Here is a 16,802-nt window from a genome sequence, read left to right on the forward strand (position 1 = left end):
AGCAAAAAGCCCCCCAGAGACTATCTGGGGGGCTTTTTATGTTACCTACTTCACAACCGCCAGCACTTCCGCAGGCCCGGTGTCTGGAAATTGCTCCACGTACACTTGGCGCAGCGGTATCTTGTGTTGCTTCGCGTATTCTTTAATGCCACTGTATAGCTTGCCGGGCGCCAGCATATAGCTGGCATCCAAGCGGGCCTGCACCACCCGCTGCCCGCCGCTGAAGGTGCTGTAGCGGTAGCCGGGGGGCAAATTCTGCGAAACCGTATCCGCCACGATAAGGCCAATAAAGGCTTTCACCGTGTCGCCGGCCGCTTCAGGGTCGTTGTAGTAGATATTGCCTAGTGTACCCTGGAGGTGATTTTTCTCCTTGTACTGCTGCGCCTGCCGAAACAAAGGCCCAAACTCGTCTCCCTGAACGGGGCCGTTGTAGTAGCGGCCAGCCAAAAAGATGGGTTTCGCAGTTGTTATAACCGCTACTTCCGGCTGACGAAAGCCCCCCAGATACGCATAAACGCCGCCCAGAATAAGTGCCAGAGCAAAACTGATAAGCCAGAACCAACGCATTATGGTGTGTTTAAAAGTGAGGACAACAAAGTACGGTATGAGTTAAGAAGTACGGGCGCTGCTCCCTATATCTGCTTTCTCATTGTTCAGCTCCATGCTCACGTCTTTGTACTGCATCTGATGGAGCTGCTGATAAAATCCACCGTGGCGCAGCAATTCTTCGTGCGTACCTGACTCCTTGATTTCACCCCGGTCGAGCACGATGATGCGGTCGGCTTTCTGAATAGTGCTGAGGCGGTGCGCAATTACGAGCGAGGTGCGGCCTTCCATGAGCTTGTCGATAGCTGCTTGAATCAGCTCCTCCGTTTCACTATCCACCGAAGAAGTAGCCTCATCCAGAATAATAATGCGCGGCTGATACACCATGGCCCGCACAAAGCTAATAAGCTGACGCTGACCTACGGAGAGCGTGGCGCCGCGCTCCATTACCGGGTAATGCAGGCCGCCCGGCAGGCGCTCAATAAAGCGGCGGGCCCCTACCAAATCGGCTGCTTCCCAAATCTGAGCTTCGGTAATATCCTTGTTTCCGAGCGTGATGTTGTCGGCGATGGTGCCCGCAAACAAGAACACATCCTGCAATACGACTCCAATGTGGCGGCGCAACTCCTTGAGGTCGAACTCGCGCAAATCGTGCCCATCAACGCGGATCGTGCCCTTGTTGATTTCGTAGAAGCGGCTGAGCAGGTTGATGATGGACGTTTTGCCGGCGCCCGTAGCGCCCACAAAAGCAATGGTCTGACCGGCTTTTACATCGAAGCTGATGTCGCGCAGCACGTACTCTTCGTCGTTGTAAGCAAACCAGACTTTCTCAAACGCCACGTCGCCGCGAATGGCGGCCGGCGCCAGCGTACCCGTGTCGGCAATGAGTTCCTTGCTATCCAGCAGCTTCAACAAACGGTCGGTGCTTACCAAGCCAAGCTGCAAGGTATTGAAGCGGTCAGCAATTTGCCGGATAGGTCTGAAGAAAAGGGCGTTATACAAGATAAAGGCAATGAGCGCGCCCTTTGAAATAGTGCCCTCGATCTGCCCCTGCGCGGCGTACCATACCAGCAAACCCACGCCGATAGCGGCCAGCACTTCGGCCACCGGAAAGTAGATGGAGTAATACAGCACCGACCTCACGTTGGCCCGCGTGTGCTCCTGATTGATGGCTTTGAACTTCCGGAACTCGCGCTCCTCGTTGTTAAATATCTGCACCACGTTCATGCCCGTCAGGTGCTCCTGCACGAAGGAATTCAGGTTAGCTACCGCTGTGCGCACCTCCTGAAACGACTGCTTCACCTTCTCCTTGAACACATAGGTGCTGATGATCAGTGGCGGAATAACCGACAGGCTTACCAGCGTCAGGCGCCAATCAATCCAGAACATGAAGCCCATGATGAACAGCAACTGAAGAATGTCGCCAATCATGGCCGCCAAGCCTTCACTAAACACATCCGACAGGGTTTCTACGTCGGAAATATTGCGGGTTACCAGCACCCCAATAGGCGTACGGTCAAAGAACTTAAGACGCAGATTCAGAATGTGTTGATACAAATCAACCCGGATATCGCGCACGATATACTGGCCCAGCCAGCCACCAAAGTAGGTTTGCAGATAGCTTACCAGGGTGTGACCCACCAGCAACACCAGCAGCAGCCCAAACATCTGGTTTACGCCCGTCAGGTCGCCTTGCTCGATGCTGCGGTCCACCATTTTCTGAATCAGAAAAGGGCGTAGAGTCCCCAGCGCGGCCGTGGCAACGGTCAGGAAAATCAGAAAATAAAATATCCGCCGGTACGGCCGCACATACTTCATTAGGCGGCTCAGAACCTGCCAATCGAAGATGTTGCCGGTTTTGGTGGCGGTAGTTGTTTGCTCCACAGAGGATTTTTTAATCAATACAGGGTACTAAGGAGAAGTAACCACACATAAGCCTCAGAGGTTGCAAAAACAGCATCGGCTTACATTCACTTTTGCCCCCCAAGCTCGTCATTCCCACGAAGGAAGAGCCTTAAGAATTCAGCACAAAGTACGGCATTCCGGTAGGCTCTTCCGCTCCAACCAATTCCACCGGGTACTCCACCCTGCTCAAGAACAAGCCTTTCGCCACCGCCGCGCCACTCGCGGCAATACGGCTTTGCGTATGCAGGATGTGGCCAAATTCCTCGGGGGTTAGCTTGCCCCGGCCCACACTCAGCAGCGTGCCTACCACCAAGCGCACCATGCCGCGCACAAACCGGTTGGCCCGAATTCGAAATACCAAACCGCCCGGAATAGGGTGCCAGCCGGCCTCATAACACACACAGATATAATGATTTTCGCCGCCTTTCACTTTCGAGAAACTGGTAAAATCGCGGGAACCAACGAGATAGGCAGCGGCGGCATTCATGGCGGCTACGTCCGGAGCCCGGTCCAAGTATAGGCTCTGATTAACACCAAAAGGATCAGGAATGAGGCGCACGAAGTACTCGTAGGTGCGGGCTTCGGCATCAAAGCGGGCGTGGGCTTTGTCGGGCACTGCGTGCAGGCGGCGCACGGCAATATCAGGCGGCAGCGCGCGGTTGAGACGATACAAAATTGTGGCCTCATCCAGGCTGGGGGGCAAATCGGCGTCGAAGTGCGCTACCTGGTGGCTTGCGTGCACCCCCGAATCGGTGCGGCCACTACCCAACGTGTAGATGGGCTGGCGCAATACCTGCGAGAGGCAGCGGTCCAGTTCCTGTTGTACCGTAAGCGTGTTGGGCTGCACCTGCCAGCCGTGAAAACGGGTGCCATCGTAGGCCAGATGAAGAAAATAGCGCATGTATAGTGTAAACAATTACGGCGCGGTACGGGGCCGTTTAATTCGTACACAAGCTGCTGCTTGCGCTATTTTACCATCGCAAACAGCAAAGAGTCCATAGTTTGGCCATCTTTCGTGATGCTCCTGTGCAAGCGTGCTTCCAGTTCATATCCAGCCTTTTGCAGTACGCGGGCGGAGGCAACGTTTGGGGCAAATACTACAGCATATAAGCGGCACAGATCAAAGTTGGCAAACGCGTATTCCGTCAGCGCTACTACCGCCGCCGTTGTGATGCCTCGCCCCCAGAACTGCTGACCTAGGAAGTACCCAATCTCCGCCGACCGCCGGTTGACGTCCTGCTTGAATAATATACTGATGCTGCCGGCCGCTTCACCATCTACCTCAATGCACAGGTGCACATCGGTCATGCCTTCCGGGCTGAGCACGAAGCGCAGATGGTGCTCCGCATCGGTAAGTGTATAGGGGTTCGGAAACCGGTCGCGCAGGTTCAGCCAGATGGCGCGGCTGTTGCCGTGCGTGCTTAATGATTGGGCGTCACTTAGTTGCCAAGGCCGCAGCCGCGCCCCATGCACGGGTAATTCCATCGTGGGGCGCAGCCGGGCAGCAGACATAAAGCTGGGGGGCAAATTAGACCTTCTCGTAAATCACTGCTGCGCCTTGTCCTACACCTACGCACATTGTAGCTAGTCCATAGCGCACGCCTTCGCGGCGCTGCATTTCGTGCAACAGCGTAGCCGTGATGCGCGAACCACTAGCGCCGAGCGGATGACCTATGGCAATAGAGCCGCCGTTGACGTTTACTTTTTCAGGATCCAGATTCAAATCGCGCATGCAGGCAATCGACTGAGCAGCAAATGCTTCGTTCAGCTCAATCAAATCCATATCATTCATGGTTAGGCCCGCACGCTGCAATACCTTTTGGCTGGCAGGCACTGGTCCGAGACCCATATAGGCCGGATCTACGCCGGCTACGGCAGCGGCTACCACCCGGGCCAGGGGCTTGAGGTTGTAGCGCCGTAAGGCTTCCTCGCTCACCACTATCACGCCGGCCGCGCCGTCGTTGATACCGGCTGAGTTGCCGGCCGTTACGGTTCCTTCCTGGGGTTGAAAGGCAGGCTTCAGGGTACCTAATTTCTCCAAGGTAGACAAACGTGGCGGCTCATCGGTGTCGAACAAAGCAGCGTCGCCCTTCGGATTGGGCACAAATACGGGCACGATTTCGCGGCGGAAACGGCCTTTCTCGTTAGCACGGTGATATCTGCGCTGGGAGTTAAAGGCGAACTCATCCTGCTCCAAACGCGTGATACCGTACTTGCGGGCCACGTTTTCAGCCGTTTCACCCATAGCATAGGGATGATGCAGCTTCGAGAGTTTCGGATTCACAAAACGCCAGCCCAAGGTCGTATCATGAGCCGTAAGCTCACGACCAAAGGCAGTTTCTGACTTGGCCATCACGAAAGGAGCGCGAGTCATGCTTTCGGCGCCACCGGCCAAGTACACATCGCCTTCGCCGCAGCGCACCGCCCGCGAAGCATCAATGATGCTTTGCAAGCCCGAAGCACACAGGCGGTTGACGGTATTGCCGGGCACGGTAGTGGGCAAGCCAGCCAGCAGACCAGCCATGCGGGCCACATTGCGGTTGTCTTCACCGGCCTGGTTGGCGGCACCAATAATAATGTCTTCTACGGCTGCCTTATCCAAGGTTGGATTGCGGCGCAATAGCTCGCGCAATACGTGTGCGGCGAGGTCATCGGGGCGGACGCTACTGAGCGCACCGCCAAACCGTCCGATAGGGGTGCGGACGGCATCTACTATATAAGCACTTAGCATTGGCTTGGAATGCGGTTATTACGGTCGTTGTTGGCTACTTTTGCCGGCCCGTAGGCTTCGGCTACGCGGCGCGAACCGTCAAACCACAAAGATGATACAAAGAATCCAAAGCGTGTTCCTTCTTTTGCTGGCTCTGGCCATGCTGAGTGTATTAGTGCTGCCCATCTGGAGCAAAACTGACCCGCTGACCGGGCAGGAAGTGGTACTATCGGCATATAAGCTGGCCTTTACGAACCCGCAACCGGGCTCACCAGCCCCTACGCCTGCCTATCTTATTGCTATTCTGGCGCTGGTTTCGGCGGCAGTAGCGGTGTACGAAATTTTCCAGTTCAAAAACCGTTTCCGCCAGCTTAAGATAGGCTTGCTCAACTTTCTGCTCATTGTGGCTACTATCGGGGCGGGCTTCTACTACTCCGGGGTAGGCGAGCAGCTGCTCAACATCAAAGTTCCCGGCGAGTTTGAGGCCGGCTTCTACCTCCCCACTTTAGCCCTGCTGCTCAATGTGTTGGCTAATCGCTTCATCCGCCGCGACGAGCAGCTTGTACGCAGCATGGATCGGCTTCGGTAATGCCTACCTAAGTATCAATGCATAAAAAAGCCCCCCACAGCTACTCTGGGGGCTTTTTTATGCATTGATACTTAGCTATCGACCTCGGTTGCGCACTACAAACTCTTCCAGCTCACGAGCACTGGCGCTAAAGCGAAACACATCGTAAACCCGGTAGAAATTTTGCCGGTCGGCGACGGCGGGATACGCATATTTGGCCAACTCCAGCTTGTCTTTATCGAAGTCGAACTGCGTGAGCAGGTGTCGCAAATCATCGGCCCGGATACCTGTTTCGCTTAAGGCTTGGCGCGCCACCAGCAGCTTATCGCTATCGAAGGAACGAGACGCTAGGGCATCCGCTAAGGCATCCACGTCCCGGGGTGTCATCACCTGATAAGCGCCGGGATAGGCCGTGCCCGGACCAGAATGATATGAGCCGTAAGGGTCAATGGGCGCGTTCGGCTCCCGGCGGTCATCCTCATAAATCACGTCGTCAGGATACGCCCGGCGACCAGGACCGCGCCCCAGGCCCAGCGGTACGGCCGCCACTTTCCGCAAGGCCGGGGCAAAGCCATTACGGGCAATAAGCACGTAGCTGGTCTCCAGGCCCGGATCAAGGAACACACGCGTACGGTAGTTAACAGCCCGACCATAAGGCGTCGGAATTCGGAACTCAGCCCAGTGGAAACCAGGAGTAAGCCGGTCGATAGACACTTGGCGCACGCCACCACGCGTCAGCGGCTGCCCATCAAACACCAGGTGAAACGGCACCCCGCGCTCGGAGGCAAAATTGACAATAACCGGCGCCGCCCGCAGCTGGGCCGATAACAGCATCAGCAAACTGAAGCTCAGAAGTAAGGCCTTTTTCATGTGTGAAGAATGTGAGAGCAACAGGGACGCTCCCGATAGCTTCTCTAAGCCAAGTATTATGCCATTTTGAATATAGTAAATCCTATTCGATTTCGCAGTAACAGTAGAGTTTTAAATATCAGACCTTTATGATTTAGGCCATTTCTAACTATCTCTACTGCTTACATTTATATGCTTGGCTAAAAACAATTCCTATAGAGATTGGTCACGCATCTAAACACAAAAAAGCCCCCTGTATGTATGCAGGGGGCTTTTTTTATACTACGAAATGTTACTCCTCGATGCGCGTCACTTTAAATTCGGTGCGGCGGTTGCGCTGGTGTTGCTCCTCGGTTTTAGCGTTGCGAACTACTGGTTGCGTTTCGCCATAGCCTTTGGCCGTAATGCGCTCTTTCGCAATGCCTTTGGAAATAATATAATCGACGGCCGACTGAGCGCGGCGCTGCGATAAGCTGGCGTTGTAGGCATCTTTACCGCGCGAGTCAGTGTGGGAGCTTAGCTCAATGGTAATTTTGGGATTGTCATTCAGCGTTTCAACCAGCTTGTCCAACTCGATTGCGGCATCGGGACGAATGTCGGCTTTGTTGTAATCGTAGAAGATATTCTCGACTACAATGGCCACATTCTTCACGATCTTATTGAGCGTGAGCGTCGCGGGCAGCCGAATATCATTCACTAGATCCGGCAGCTGATCCTGGGCAGGCATCTTGCCTACCGTCGTTACGGAAGTCCGGGCCGTAAAGTAGCCGGGGCGGTCAGCCACCAGTGCATAGGTCGTGGCCGAGTCGAGCTTGAAGCTAAATTTACCTTCAGCATCGGTGGTGACTTCCAGAAGTTTACGGTTGCCATTGGCAAATAGCTCCACGTTTTCGGAGGCGACGGGCTTCGTAGTGCCAGTTTTGGCGTCGCGCTCTAGCACAGTGCCATCAACGAAGAAGTTGACGAGCTTGGTGGTGTTGCGGCGGAAGCGGTACAAGTCGTCGCTGCCCTTGCCACCTGCCCGGTTCGAAGAGAATACACCCACGTTCTGCGCCGTGAAGTAGGGAGCAAAATCGTCGCCGCTGCTATTGAAGGGCGCGCCTAGATTGCGCACTTTGCCTTTATCGACTACAAACACATCCAGCTTACCAATGCCGGGGTGCCCGTCGGAGGAGAAAAACAGCGTGCCATCGGGAGCAACAGCAGGAAAGCTCTCATTGCCTGGCGTATTAATTTCAGGACCCAAGTTTTCGGCGGGCGCGAAACGGCCATTGGCGGCTATGGTCGCTTTGTAAAGATCGGTGCCGCCTTCGCCGCCTTTACGGCCGGAGGCGAAGTAGAGCGTTTCGCCATCGGGGGAGAAAACGGGCGAGAAGTCGTCGGTGGTGCGGTCGTTGATATTGATGAGCGCGGGCTCGGTCCAGGCACCGCTGCGGTAATAAGAAGCCCATAAGTCAACGCTTAGGTAACCCTTTTTCTTGCCGCTGTTGGAGCGCGCAAACACCACCATTTTGCCATCGGGGCTATATGTAGCGCTGGCTTCGTGCGTGCCTTCGGTGTTGAAGATGGGCTCTAGCTTGCGGACGGTGCCGCCGGTCATCTTCTCCGCATCTTCGAAGCGAATGGCGTACAAGTCGTTGAATCCTTCGCCATTGCCGAGGTACTTCTTTCCATCGCGGCCCGAGGCAAACACGATTTCCTTGGTATCCGGAATCATGGTGGCGCTAAAGTCGGCCGACTCGGAGTTTATTTGGTCAAGAGGCTGAATTTCATCGCGCGTTTTTAGCGCCAGCAGCTCTTTGCTCAACCGTGTGTTTTTGGCCTCTATTTCGGCCCGAGCCGCCAAGGCGCGGTTAGTGCCCAGCTTTACGTAGTCATCAAACTGGGCAATGGCCTCGTCGTACTTACCATTGGCTTTGAGCGCCAATCCATAATAAAAGCCAGCATCAGCGTTTTTCAGCCCCGCTCCCACGGCCATTTTATAATATAGCTCGGCCTGCTCGATGCGGTTGGACAAACGATACGACTCGCCTACCCGAAAATTGCTCTGGGGGGCATTTTTGCCGCGTTCTGCCTGCGCTTTGTATAAGGCAATAGCCGTTTCATATTCCCCACGCGCAAAGCGTTTATCAGCTTTCGTACCCGACTCAGAGGTCGCGCAGCCGCTGAGGCCCAGCGCAGCCACAGATCCGGCGGCAGCCCATACAATAATAGAATTCTTCATAGAAGGAAGGCGGTAGGAAGAGTAAGGCGCTTGGCGTAGGCCAGCAATGCTGTTATGCCTAGCAATAATACTAAGTTTCGGCAGGAATAGAGCCGTAAGGTTAACGCTGAGGAGAGGTTTGAAAGTATTTGGCCAGCCAAGTGTGGGCGGCAGGCGCAGGCCACGCGGCCGCTAGCTTGCCATGCTGGGCAATGGTATTGTCGAAGTAAGGCGTGTCGGGCTGAAGCTGGCCAGTAGCGACTGACTGGCGCAGCTCACGCCGGTCGAGTAGCTGCACTTGGCCGTCAACCAGAAAAGCCAAGTGCGACTTTTCCAGCAGGTTCAGGCCCAGTTGTTCCTCTAGGCTGCGCACAAAGCGAACGGAAGCGTCAATGGAGCAGCCACTTGCACCGGCAACCGCTTCATCGAGCCCCAATACCAAAAACTGCCCGTGCCGAAAGGCGGCCGAAGCGCGCAGCATCCGCCCATGACTGGTCCACTCCGCCGCAAACTGTGCCAGTGCAGGCTCCACGGCCGCCAGCTCAGTGTCCGTAAGCGGTCGGTCGGCCTGATAAATCCAAACGCGGGCACTGGGGGGCAATTCTTCGAACGGAACGAACATGGACGATAGCTTGAAAACTTAGAAATACACACTCTACTCCTACAAAGAAACAGCCTCGCCGGGAAGTTCCGACGAGGCTGTTTCGAATAAACAAAAATGCCTTCCGGCCCGGCGCTATGCGTTCAGACCTTCCGCACTAGCAATCAACTCTGCCAAATCGAAAACTTGCACATCCGACTCGCGCTCCTTGTTCTTCACGCCGTCGCTCATCATGGTCATGCAGAACGGGCACGATACGGCAATAATTGCCCCCCGCGTGTTGGCCCGTGGGCTGGGCGTAGCGCCAGCATTGCCATCTTCCACGCCACGCGTTTGGGCTAGCGCGGGAGCATTGCCGTCGAGGGTAAAGAGAGCCTCTTCAGTGCGCTCAATGTTCACTTCTTTGTTGCCAGGCTCGGCTTCTTTCCACATTTGGGCGCCGCCTGCCCCACAGCACAGGCCATTGGCGCGGCTCCGTTTCATCTCCACTAAGTCGGCGTCGAGGGTAGCCAGTACGTCGCGGGGAGCTTCGTAAATATTGTTGGCCCGACCCAGGTAGCACGAGTCATGGAACGTAATGCGCTGGCCTTTGAACTCGCCACCGCCAGCTACGCCCACCTTGCCTTCGTTGATAAGCTGCTGGAGAAAGGTGCTGTGGTGAATCACCTCATAATTGCCCCCCAGCGCCGGATATTCGTTCTTTATCGTGTTGAAGCAGTGCGGGCAGGCCGTTACTATCTTCTTAATCTGATAGCCATCCAGGGTGGTAATATTCTGCATCGCCTGCATCTGAAACAGGAACTCGTTGCCGGCACGCTTGGCGGGGTCGCCGGTGCAGGTTTCTTCCATGCCCAATACAGCGTACTTTATGCCTACGTGCTCCAGAATGCGCACAAAAGCCCGGGTTACGCGCTTGTAGCGGTCGTCGAAGGCGCCGGCACAACCCACCCAAAACAGAATTTCGGGCTGCTCGCCGCGGGCGGCCAAATCGGCCATAACGGGAACGGTAACTTGACGCTTGGTGATTTGCTCAGCCATTTAGTTGATTGTTGATATCGTTTGGCATGCGCAGCAATACGCGCATGACGCTTTGGTTTATGCTGTTACAGCTTGTTTGTCGGCCAAGTACAGGTCGTCAGCCCAATTGAAGCGGTCGGAAGGTGAGAAAGCCCACGGCGCCCCATTATTCTCAATATTAGAGAACATCACATTCAACGAATGCGGCGCAGCCGATTCTTCCAGCACCAAAAAGCGGCGCATCTCAATGATGGACTCCAGCGGATTAATATTCACTGGGCATGACTCCACGCAGGCGTTGCAGGTGGTACAAGCCCATAGCTCCTCCGGCGTCACTTTGCCACGAAGCAGCGTATTCTGGTCGACTTCTACTTTTACCCGCTCGGTTCCTTTGCTGGCATCACCGTACTGGTTAGGCTGAAAAATCAGCGGAGAGTTGTACTTCTCCTCCATCCGGTCGCGGGTATCCATGATAATCTTACGCGGCGACAGCAGCTTACCGGTGATATTGGCCGGGCAGGAAGCTGTGCAGCGTCCGCACTCGGTGCAGGAGTAGGCATTGAGCAGGTTGGTCCAGGCTAGGTCTTCCACGTCTTTGGCGCCAAAGGAAGTGGGCGCCAGCGCGGAGCCGTCGGGGCCTACGGGTGGGGCGGGCACCTCGTAGCTGGGGTCCATCATGGCCTTTACCTCATGGGTAATACTGTCCACGTTCGAGAACTGCCCCTGCGGCACCAGCCGCGAGTAGTATACATTCGGGAAGGCCATGATAATGTGGAAGTGCTTGCTGCTGGGCAGGTAGTTCAGGAAAATCAAGATACCTACAATGTGCGCCCACCAACCCGCACGCTCCAAGAAGTGCAGCAGGTTCAAATCAGTAGGAAAAATGCCCAATAGCAGCGAACTGACCGGAAATGAGCCCGGCATCTCCAGATTTTGCAGACGATGCCACTTCAAATCGGAAGTGTTCATCACGAACAGCGCCACCATCAGCACTAATTCGATATAGAGAATCATGTCGGCGTCGATGCGGGGCCAGGCGCGCATTTCAGGCCCCGAGAAGCGCCGAACTTTCTTCACGTTGCGACGCCACCAGAAGGCAATAACCGCCAGAATTACCAGCGCCCCCAGAATTTCGTTGGTGGCCATCAGTACATCGTACACTGGCCCCAGAAACTGCAACACACGATGCGTACCAAACACACCATCAATCACAATTTCGATCACTTCGATGTTTATCACCAAGAATCCCACGTACACTACTAAGTGCAGCAGGGCTGGAGTGATGCGCTTGAACATTTTCTGCTGCCCAAAAGCTACCAGCAATGTTTTTTGCAGCCGGTCTCCGATATTGCCCGACATATCCCGGTCGCGGCCGACAAGGATATTGGCGCGAATCTTTTGCGCTTGCCAGGCAAACAAGCCGAAGCCCGCAATGGCTATCAGCAGGAAAATAATGTTTTCGATAGTCACAGGAAAGCAGTTGGGTGGTGGGTTCGACCGAAAAGTACTCGTTATGCCTAACAAATTTAAGGTTTTAGGCAAAAACTTTTTTAAGGTAAGTGTTGCAGCTTGCTTTTGGTTTACTACTTTTGCCACTCCTAAGCCGTAAAAGGCAAAGGAAAGTTGGTAACGTAGCTCAGTCGGTAGAGCACAGCACTGAAAATGCTGGTGTCGTTGGTTCGATTCCAACCGTTACCACTAAAAACCCTCTTCGCATACAGCGGAGAGGGTTTTTTATTTCTAAAGAAATTATACCTGATATTTTCTGTAGTGAGTAACAACGGTATCGCTAAGTAGCTGCATAGCAATAATTTAACGCGCTTGCTCATCAGTAAAAGAGTATTAGTTTGAAGGTGAATAAAGGCATAAAATGAAACAAAAGATGCCTTGTCAAAATCGGTAATTTTATATTTTTCCTGTAAATAATTAACTTGCGGCTAGAAATCCACTAGCTTTTCACCTATACAATGAGAACTGGGGTGAACACTAATTGTACGGTTTTTAGCGTATAAGCATTATGGGGGCTAAGATTTCATCTACAGACACGAAAGCTCGATTGGAGCGTATACCCAACGTTCCTCCTATAATTGCAGCTGTTCCTAGACACGTTCAACGGCCACTATGGTCGGTAATGATACCCACCTATAACTGTCTGCAATTCTTACAAGAAACTCTTGAGAGTGTGCTCACCCAAGATCCAGGGCCCGAGTTCATGCAAATAGCTGTTGTTGACGACTGCAGTACAGACGGTGATGTCAGGGCACTTGTAGAAAAGGTAGGCAAGAATCGTGTTGAATATTTTCAACAGACTAGAAATCTTGGAAGCTTACGTAATCTTGAAAGCTGTCTAAATCTCTCCATAGGACAACGAGTACATATACTACATGGTGATGATAAGGTGGCACTTGGGTTTTATGAGGAAATCGACACGTTGTTTTCTGCCTACCCCGAAGCCGGTGCCGCTTTCACTCACATAAGATATATTACGGAGCAAGGCACTTTCACTAACCCTCCACTATCAACGGAAACTGGAGTGGTAAAGGACTTTTTACTAAAAATGGCCACTAGTATTAGAGTTCAACCTCCTGCTATAGTAGTAAAAAGGAAAGTATATGAACAGTTAGGAGGATTTTTTGCTGTTCATTACGGTGAAGATTGGGAAATGTGGACTCGAATAGCAGCGCATTTTCCTGTTGCTTACTCACCTAAACCTTTAGCAGATTACAGATATCTTACTAATAATAGTATAACCCAGCAGTCTATAAAAACAGGGCAGAATATGCGGGATATTACAACAGTAATCAATATCATTCAGAAATACTTACCACTAAATAAGCGCAAGGAATTAAAGCGCATAGCGCTCACAGACTACGCTTTATACTGCGCTAAATTAGCAAACACACTCTACTTTAGCGATTTGTCATCCGCTTTAACACAAGCAAAGGGGGCTCTAAAAATGAGCAAGAACATCAGAGTACTCTATTCAATCTCCAGATTCTATATAAAGTATTTAATTGGTTATAACTTCATTAAAAATCTGACAAACAAAATTAATAGTTATTTTTTTTCAATTAAAGCTATTGCATAACCCAATTTATTTCATGCCTTAAAAATTAGATAATGTTTAATATTTTTTATTTAACCATCAATTTCATAATTACACTGAATTATAGGTTATAAATTTTACTGGCTTTTCATTCGTCCCTATGACCTCACATAGTGCCTCCACCGAACGAATTCCCACCACCGTTTACCCGGATTCAGAACAGGCTTCCGTAGCCGTGGCCCAAGACATAGCCGGGCTGATTCGGCAAAGGGCGGCAGAGGGCCGAAGCTGTATACTTGGATTAGCCACAGGCTCCACTCCTACCCGCCTTTATGAGGAGCTGGTGCGATTGCATCAACAGGAAGGGCTGAGTTTTCAGAATGTTATCACGTTCAACCTGGACGAGTACTTTCCGATGGCGCCGGACTCCTTACAAAGCTATGTTCGGTTCATGCACGAGTACTTGTTTGACCACGTGGATATTCCGGTGGCCAATGTGCATATTCCAGATGGCACAGTGCCGGTAGAAGAAGTAGCAGGATTTTGCCGGCGCTACGAGGAGCAGATTCGGGAGGCAGGAGGTATTGATTTGCAGATTTTGGGTATTGGGCGCACAGGACATATTGGGTTCAATGAGCCCGGTTCGGGCGCAGCCTCCCGTACTCGCCTCATCACGCTCGACCATATTACCCGAACAGATGCGGCCAGCGACTTTTACGGAGAAGAAAACGTACCGCGGCGTGCTATAACTATGGGGGTAGGCACTATTCTGGAAGCCCATGAAATAGTATTGCTAGCTTGGGGGGAGGGAAAAGCCGCCGTGATTAAGCGAATGGTAGAAGGCGACATGACGGACTCGGTGCCAGCTACTTACTTACAGAAGCACCCCAACGTGCGCGTTGTTCTGGATGAGGCTGCCGGAGCTGAGCTGACCGCCCGGAAAACGCCGTGGTTAGCCGATCTGCCCTGTAACTGGCAGGATGCGGCCTTCGTGCGCAAGGCCGTGACGTGGCTAGCCCGCCAGCTGCAAAAGCCGATTCTCAAGCTCACGGACCAGGATTATAACGAGAACGGGCTTTCGGGCTTGCTGGCCGAATCGGGGCAGGCGTATAGTATTAATATTAAGGTGTTTAATGAGCTGCAGCACACCATTACGGGTTGGCCGGGGGGCAAACCTAACGCCGATGACTCGCACCGCCCCGAGCGAGCGGAGCCGTTTCCGAAGCGGGTGCTCATTTTTAGCCCCCACCCTGATGATGATGTAATATCGATGGGCGGCACCTTGCTGCGCTTGGTTGACCAGGGCCACGAGGTGCACGTAGCCTACCAGACGTCGGGCAACATTGCGGTATTTGACGAAGAAGCTATTCGTTTTGCCGAGTTTGTGGCCGATTATGATGAGGCTTTTCGGCTCGATGAGCAGCCTGCCGAGAATTTATACAGGCGCGTGGTCGACTTCCTGCAAAATAAGGCTCCCGGTCAGGTCGACTCAAGTGAGGTACAGCAGATTAAGGGATTGATTCGGCGCGGTGAGGCGAAGTCGGCGTGCCGGTATGCTGGCGTGCCCGACGAGAACGCGCACTTCATGGATTTGCCGTTTTATGAAACCGGACGGGTGCGCAAAAAGCCTTTGGGCGAAGAGGACATTCAGCTTACTATTGATTTGCTGAATAAAATCAGGCCCCAGCAGATTTATGCCGCCGGCGACTTATCCGATCCGCACGGCACGCACCGCGTTTGCCTGTCGGCTATTTTCCAGGCCGTGCAGCGCCTCAAAGCGGAAGGTGCGGAATGGCTACAGGATTGTTGGGTGTGGCTTTACCGCGGTGCCTGGCAGGAATGGGACATTGATCAGATTGAAATGGCAGTACCCATCAGTCCGGAGGAGCTGACGCGTAAGCGGCGAGCCATTTTCAAGCATCAGTCGCAGAAGGACCGGCCGCTGTTTCCTGGTGCTGATCAGCGCGAGTTCTGGCAGCGGGCCGAGGAGCGCAACCGCACCACCGCCCAGATTTACGACCGTCTAGGTCTGCCTGAGTATGAGGCCATTGAAGCTTTTGTGCGTTGGCATTATTGATTAGCAGATCTTACTGGAAACGAATACCACATATCCGATTAACCTATAAAGCGCTTCGACAAAGGTTAAACCAGCCCAAAAAGCCCCCAATCTATTATCAGATAGCTGGGGGGCTTTTTTGGGCTGGTTTTTTATTGACAGGTTTGTTTTTGGGCTGTATTAGCGAAACCATAGCCTAAGCGTACCGCCTGCGTGAATGCCGCGCATGCTTCCACAAGTTGGCCTTGGCGCTGGGCTACGCGCCCCAACAGATAGTGAATCTGGCCATTATTGGGGTTTGCTTTAGCTACCACCTGATAATCCTGTTGAGCGCGGGTGTAGTCGCCGAGGCGGTAGTAGGCTAGGCCCCGCAGGGTGAGCGCATAAAGCGTGGGGGCCTTGCCCGCCACGGTACGCTGCCGCAGACCAGTGCTCAGGTCGCGGACCGCAAGATCAAACTGTCGCTGGGTGAGCAGTCGTATTTCGCCCCGCAGTATCCAGGCACCGGCGCGCGTGGAGTCCAGCGTCACTGCCTGGGTCAGTAGCCGGTCGGCTTGGGCGGGCTGCTGCTGGCGCGCTTCGTAACGGCCTAAGCGGTGCAGAATAAAGGCGCGGTCGGCGGGGTGATTTGTGTGGGGCAGGGCTGCTCGGTAATCATTTTGTGCAATGGCCGGCTGATGATAAATCAGCTCCGTGATTTCGGCGCGACGACGCAATGCCTCCGTATAGTCGGGCTTGAAGTGCAAGGCCTCCGAAAAAAAGCTGTGAGCGGTGCTCCATTCCCCCTCGGCGTAGGCACGCAGGCCATCATCATAATTTCCCACAGCCGTTACGTGATCCATGGTCACTTTCACCGAAAATATAAACAGCACAAATAGACCGATGAACCCGGCTGTTAGCAGATAGTCGCGGCGCGTGAACTTCCGGCGCTTCGGGATAGTACGGTAGTGGCGCTCCGCCGACCCGGCCGGGGGGCGCGTGCGCATCGGGGCCGGCGGGGGGGGCATTGGCACGCCATATACGCGCTGGCCCTGCTGACGGTAGGCTTGCTGCTGGCGCTGCGCCTCCTGCGCCTGAGCGGCGCGGCGCAGTTGGTGGTCGTAGACGGCCCTGCGCCCTGCATCAGAAAGTACTCGATAAGCGGCGTTTACGGCTTTAAAATGCTCCTCGTATCGGGTGCTACCGCCGTGCTTATCGGGATGGTACTGAATGGCTAGGCGCTTGTAGGCCGCTTTAATGTCGCGGACCGACGCCGTGGCTCCCACACCTAAAACTTGATAATGATTCTGACTCAAAACACG

At 53.6% G+C, this 16,802-nt stretch carries 14 protein-coding genes and 1 tRNA gene; 4 read left to right on the top strand and 11 right to left on the bottom strand.

All coding sequences use genetic code 11. From position 1 onward, the window contains the following. Window positions 1-45: 45 nt before the first annotated feature. The 5 genes from IEW06_RS04980 to IEW06_RS05000 form a co-directional block, all read right to left on the bottom strand. Window positions 46-567, bottom strand: coding sequence for a hypothetical protein (locus IEW06_RS04980; RefSeq protein ID WP_187733626.1), 522 nt, complete (start codon window positions 565-567; stop codon window positions 46-48). A gap of 42 nt (window positions 568-609) precedes the next feature. Then, the gene (locus tag IEW06_RS04985; RefSeq protein WP_187734216.1) at window positions 610-2,364 is read right to left on the bottom strand and encodes an ABC transporter ATP-binding protein; all 1,755 of its coding nucleotides are present in this window, start codon (window positions 2,362-2,364) and stop codon (window positions 610-612) included. A gap of 196 nt (window positions 2,365-2,560) precedes the next feature. After that, window positions 2,561-3,352, bottom strand: coding sequence for a tRNA pseudouridine(38-40) synthase TruA (gene truA, locus IEW06_RS04990; protein WP_187733625.1), 792 nt, complete (start codon window positions 3,350-3,352; stop codon window positions 2,561-2,563). A gap of 65 nt (window positions 3,353-3,417) precedes the next feature. Further along, window positions 3,418-3,963, bottom strand: coding sequence for a GNAT family N-acetyltransferase (locus tag IEW06_RS04995; RefSeq protein WP_229743042.1), 546 nt, complete (start codon window positions 3,961-3,963; stop codon window positions 3,418-3,420). A 16-nt stretch (window positions 3,964-3,979) separates the two neighbouring features. Beyond that, window positions 3,980-5,182, bottom strand: coding sequence for a thiolase family protein (locus tag IEW06_RS05000; RefSeq protein ID WP_187733624.1), 1,203 nt, complete (start codon window positions 5,180-5,182; stop codon window positions 3,980-3,982). A 91-nt stretch (window positions 5,183-5,273) separates the two neighbouring features. On the opposite strand from IEW06_RS05000, the gene IEW06_RS05005 reads away from it, so the two are divergent. After that, window positions 5,274-5,750 (top strand): DUF4293 domain-containing protein, encoded by a 477-nt coding sequence (locus IEW06_RS05005; protein WP_187733623.1) that lies wholly within the window; start codon window positions 5,274-5,276, stop codon window positions 5,748-5,750. A 75-nt stretch (window positions 5,751-5,825) separates the two neighbouring features. On the opposite strand, the gene IEW06_RS05010 is transcribed toward IEW06_RS05005, so the two are convergent. From IEW06_RS05010 to IEW06_RS05030, 5 genes are all read right to left on the bottom strand, one after another. Next, window positions 5,826-6,599: a proline and serine-rich protein 1 family protein gene (locus IEW06_RS05010; RefSeq protein ID WP_187733622.1), complete on the bottom strand. Its 774-nt coding sequence runs from the start codon at window positions 6,597-6,599 to the stop codon at window positions 5,826-5,828. 271 nt (window positions 6,600-6,870) lie between these two features. Further along, window positions 6,871-8,802: a CHU_0125 family OmpA-like outer membrane integrity protein gene (locus tag IEW06_RS05015; protein WP_187733621.1), complete on the bottom strand. Its 1,932-nt coding sequence runs from the start codon at window positions 8,800-8,802 to the stop codon at window positions 6,871-6,873. 100 nt (window positions 8,803-8,902) lie between these two features. Continuing rightward, window positions 8,903-9,403, bottom strand: coding sequence for a hypothetical protein (locus IEW06_RS05020; protein WP_187733620.1), 501 nt, complete (start codon window positions 9,401-9,403; stop codon window positions 8,903-8,905). A gap of 114 nt (window positions 9,404-9,517) precedes the next feature. Continuing rightward, window positions 9,518-10,378, bottom strand: a complete 861-nt coding sequence (locus IEW06_RS05025; protein WP_188547953.1) for a (Fe-S)-binding protein — start codon at window positions 10,376-10,378, stop codon at window positions 9,518-9,520. A 99-nt stretch (window positions 10,379-10,477) separates the two neighbouring features. Next, on the bottom strand, window positions 10,478-11,869 hold the full coding sequence (locus IEW06_RS05030; protein WP_187733619.1) for a 4Fe-4S dicluster domain-containing protein: 1,392 nt from the start codon (window positions 11,867-11,869) through the stop codon (window positions 10,478-10,480). A 155-nt stretch (window positions 11,870-12,024) separates the two neighbouring features. On the opposite strand from IEW06_RS05030, the gene IEW06_RS05035 reads away from it, so the two are divergent. From IEW06_RS05035 to nagB, 3 genes are all read left to right on the top strand, one after another. Next, window positions 12,025-12,097, top strand: a tRNA-Phe gene (locus tag IEW06_RS05035). Window positions 12,098-12,530: 433 nt separating this feature from the next. Further along, on the top strand, window positions 12,531-13,487 hold the full coding sequence (locus IEW06_RS05040) for a glycosyltransferase (RefSeq protein WP_229743043.1): 957 nt from the start codon (window positions 12,531-12,533) through the stop codon (window positions 13,485-13,487). Window positions 13,488-13,605: 118 nt separating this feature from the next. Continuing rightward, window positions 13,606-15,522: a glucosamine-6-phosphate deaminase gene (gene nagB / locus IEW06_RS05045; protein ID WP_188547590.1), complete on the top strand. Its 1,917-nt coding sequence runs from the start codon at window positions 13,606-13,608 to the stop codon at window positions 15,520-15,522. Between the two features lie 131 nt (window positions 15,523-15,653). On the opposite strand, the gene IEW06_RS05050 is transcribed toward nagB, so the two are convergent. Beyond that, window positions 15,654-16,796, bottom strand: a complete 1,143-nt coding sequence (locus IEW06_RS05050) for a J domain-containing protein (RefSeq protein ID WP_188547592.1) — start codon at window positions 16,794-16,796, stop codon at window positions 15,654-15,656. Between the last annotated feature and the right edge of the window lie 6 nt (window positions 16,797-16,802).

Source organism: Hymenobacter qilianensis (genome assembly GCF_014638675.1).
Classification (GTDB): Bacteria; Bacteroidota; Bacteroidia; order Cytophagales; family Hymenobacteraceae; genus Hymenobacter; species Hymenobacter qilianensis.

Excerpts from the sequence above, each read along its gene's own strand:
- IEW06_RS05020 (WP_187733620.1), bottom strand. The coding sequence starts at position 9,403 with ATGTTCGTTCCGTTCGAAGAATTGCCCCCCAGTGCCCGCGTTTGGATT.
- truA (WP_187733625.1), bottom strand. The coding sequence starts at position 3,352 with ATGCGCTATTTTCTTCATCTGGCCTACGATGGCACCCGTTTTCACGGC.
- IEW06_RS05025 (WP_188547953.1), bottom strand. The coding sequence starts at position 10,378 with ATGGCCGATTTGGCCGCCCGCGGCGAGCAGCCCGAAATTCTGTTTTGG.
- IEW06_RS04980 (WP_187733626.1), bottom strand. The coding sequence starts at position 567 with ATGCGTTGGTTCTGGCTTATCAGTTTTGCTCTGGCACTTATTCTGGGC.
- nagB (WP_188547590.1), top strand. The coding sequence starts at position 13,606 with ATGACCTCACATAGTGCCTCCACCGAACGAATTCCCACCACCGTTTAC.
- IEW06_RS05005 (WP_187733623.1), top strand. The coding sequence starts at position 5,274 with ATGATACAAAGAATCCAAAGCGTGTTCCTTCTTTTGCTGGCTCTGGCC.
- IEW06_RS05040 (WP_229743043.1), top strand. The coding sequence starts at position 12,531 with ATGATACCCACCTATAACTGTCTGCAATTCTTACAAGAAACTCTTGAG.
- IEW06_RS05010 (WP_187733622.1), bottom strand. The coding sequence starts at position 6,599 with ATGAAAAAGGCCTTACTTCTGAGCTTCAGTTTGCTGATGCTGTTATCG.
- IEW06_RS05000 (WP_187733624.1), bottom strand. The coding sequence starts at position 5,182 with ATGCTAAGTGCTTATATAGTAGATGCCGTCCGCACCCCTATCGGACGG.
- IEW06_RS04985 (WP_187734216.1), bottom strand. The coding sequence starts at position 2,364 with ATGAAGTATGTGCGGCCGTACCGGCGGATATTTTATTTTCTGATTTTC.
- IEW06_RS04995 (WP_229743042.1), bottom strand. The coding sequence starts at position 3,963 with ATGTCTGCTGCCCGGCTGCGCCCCACGATGGAATTACCCGTGCATGGG.
- IEW06_RS05015 (WP_187733621.1), bottom strand. The coding sequence starts at position 8,802 with ATGAAGAATTCTATTATTGTATGGGCTGCCGCCGGATCTGTGGCTGCG.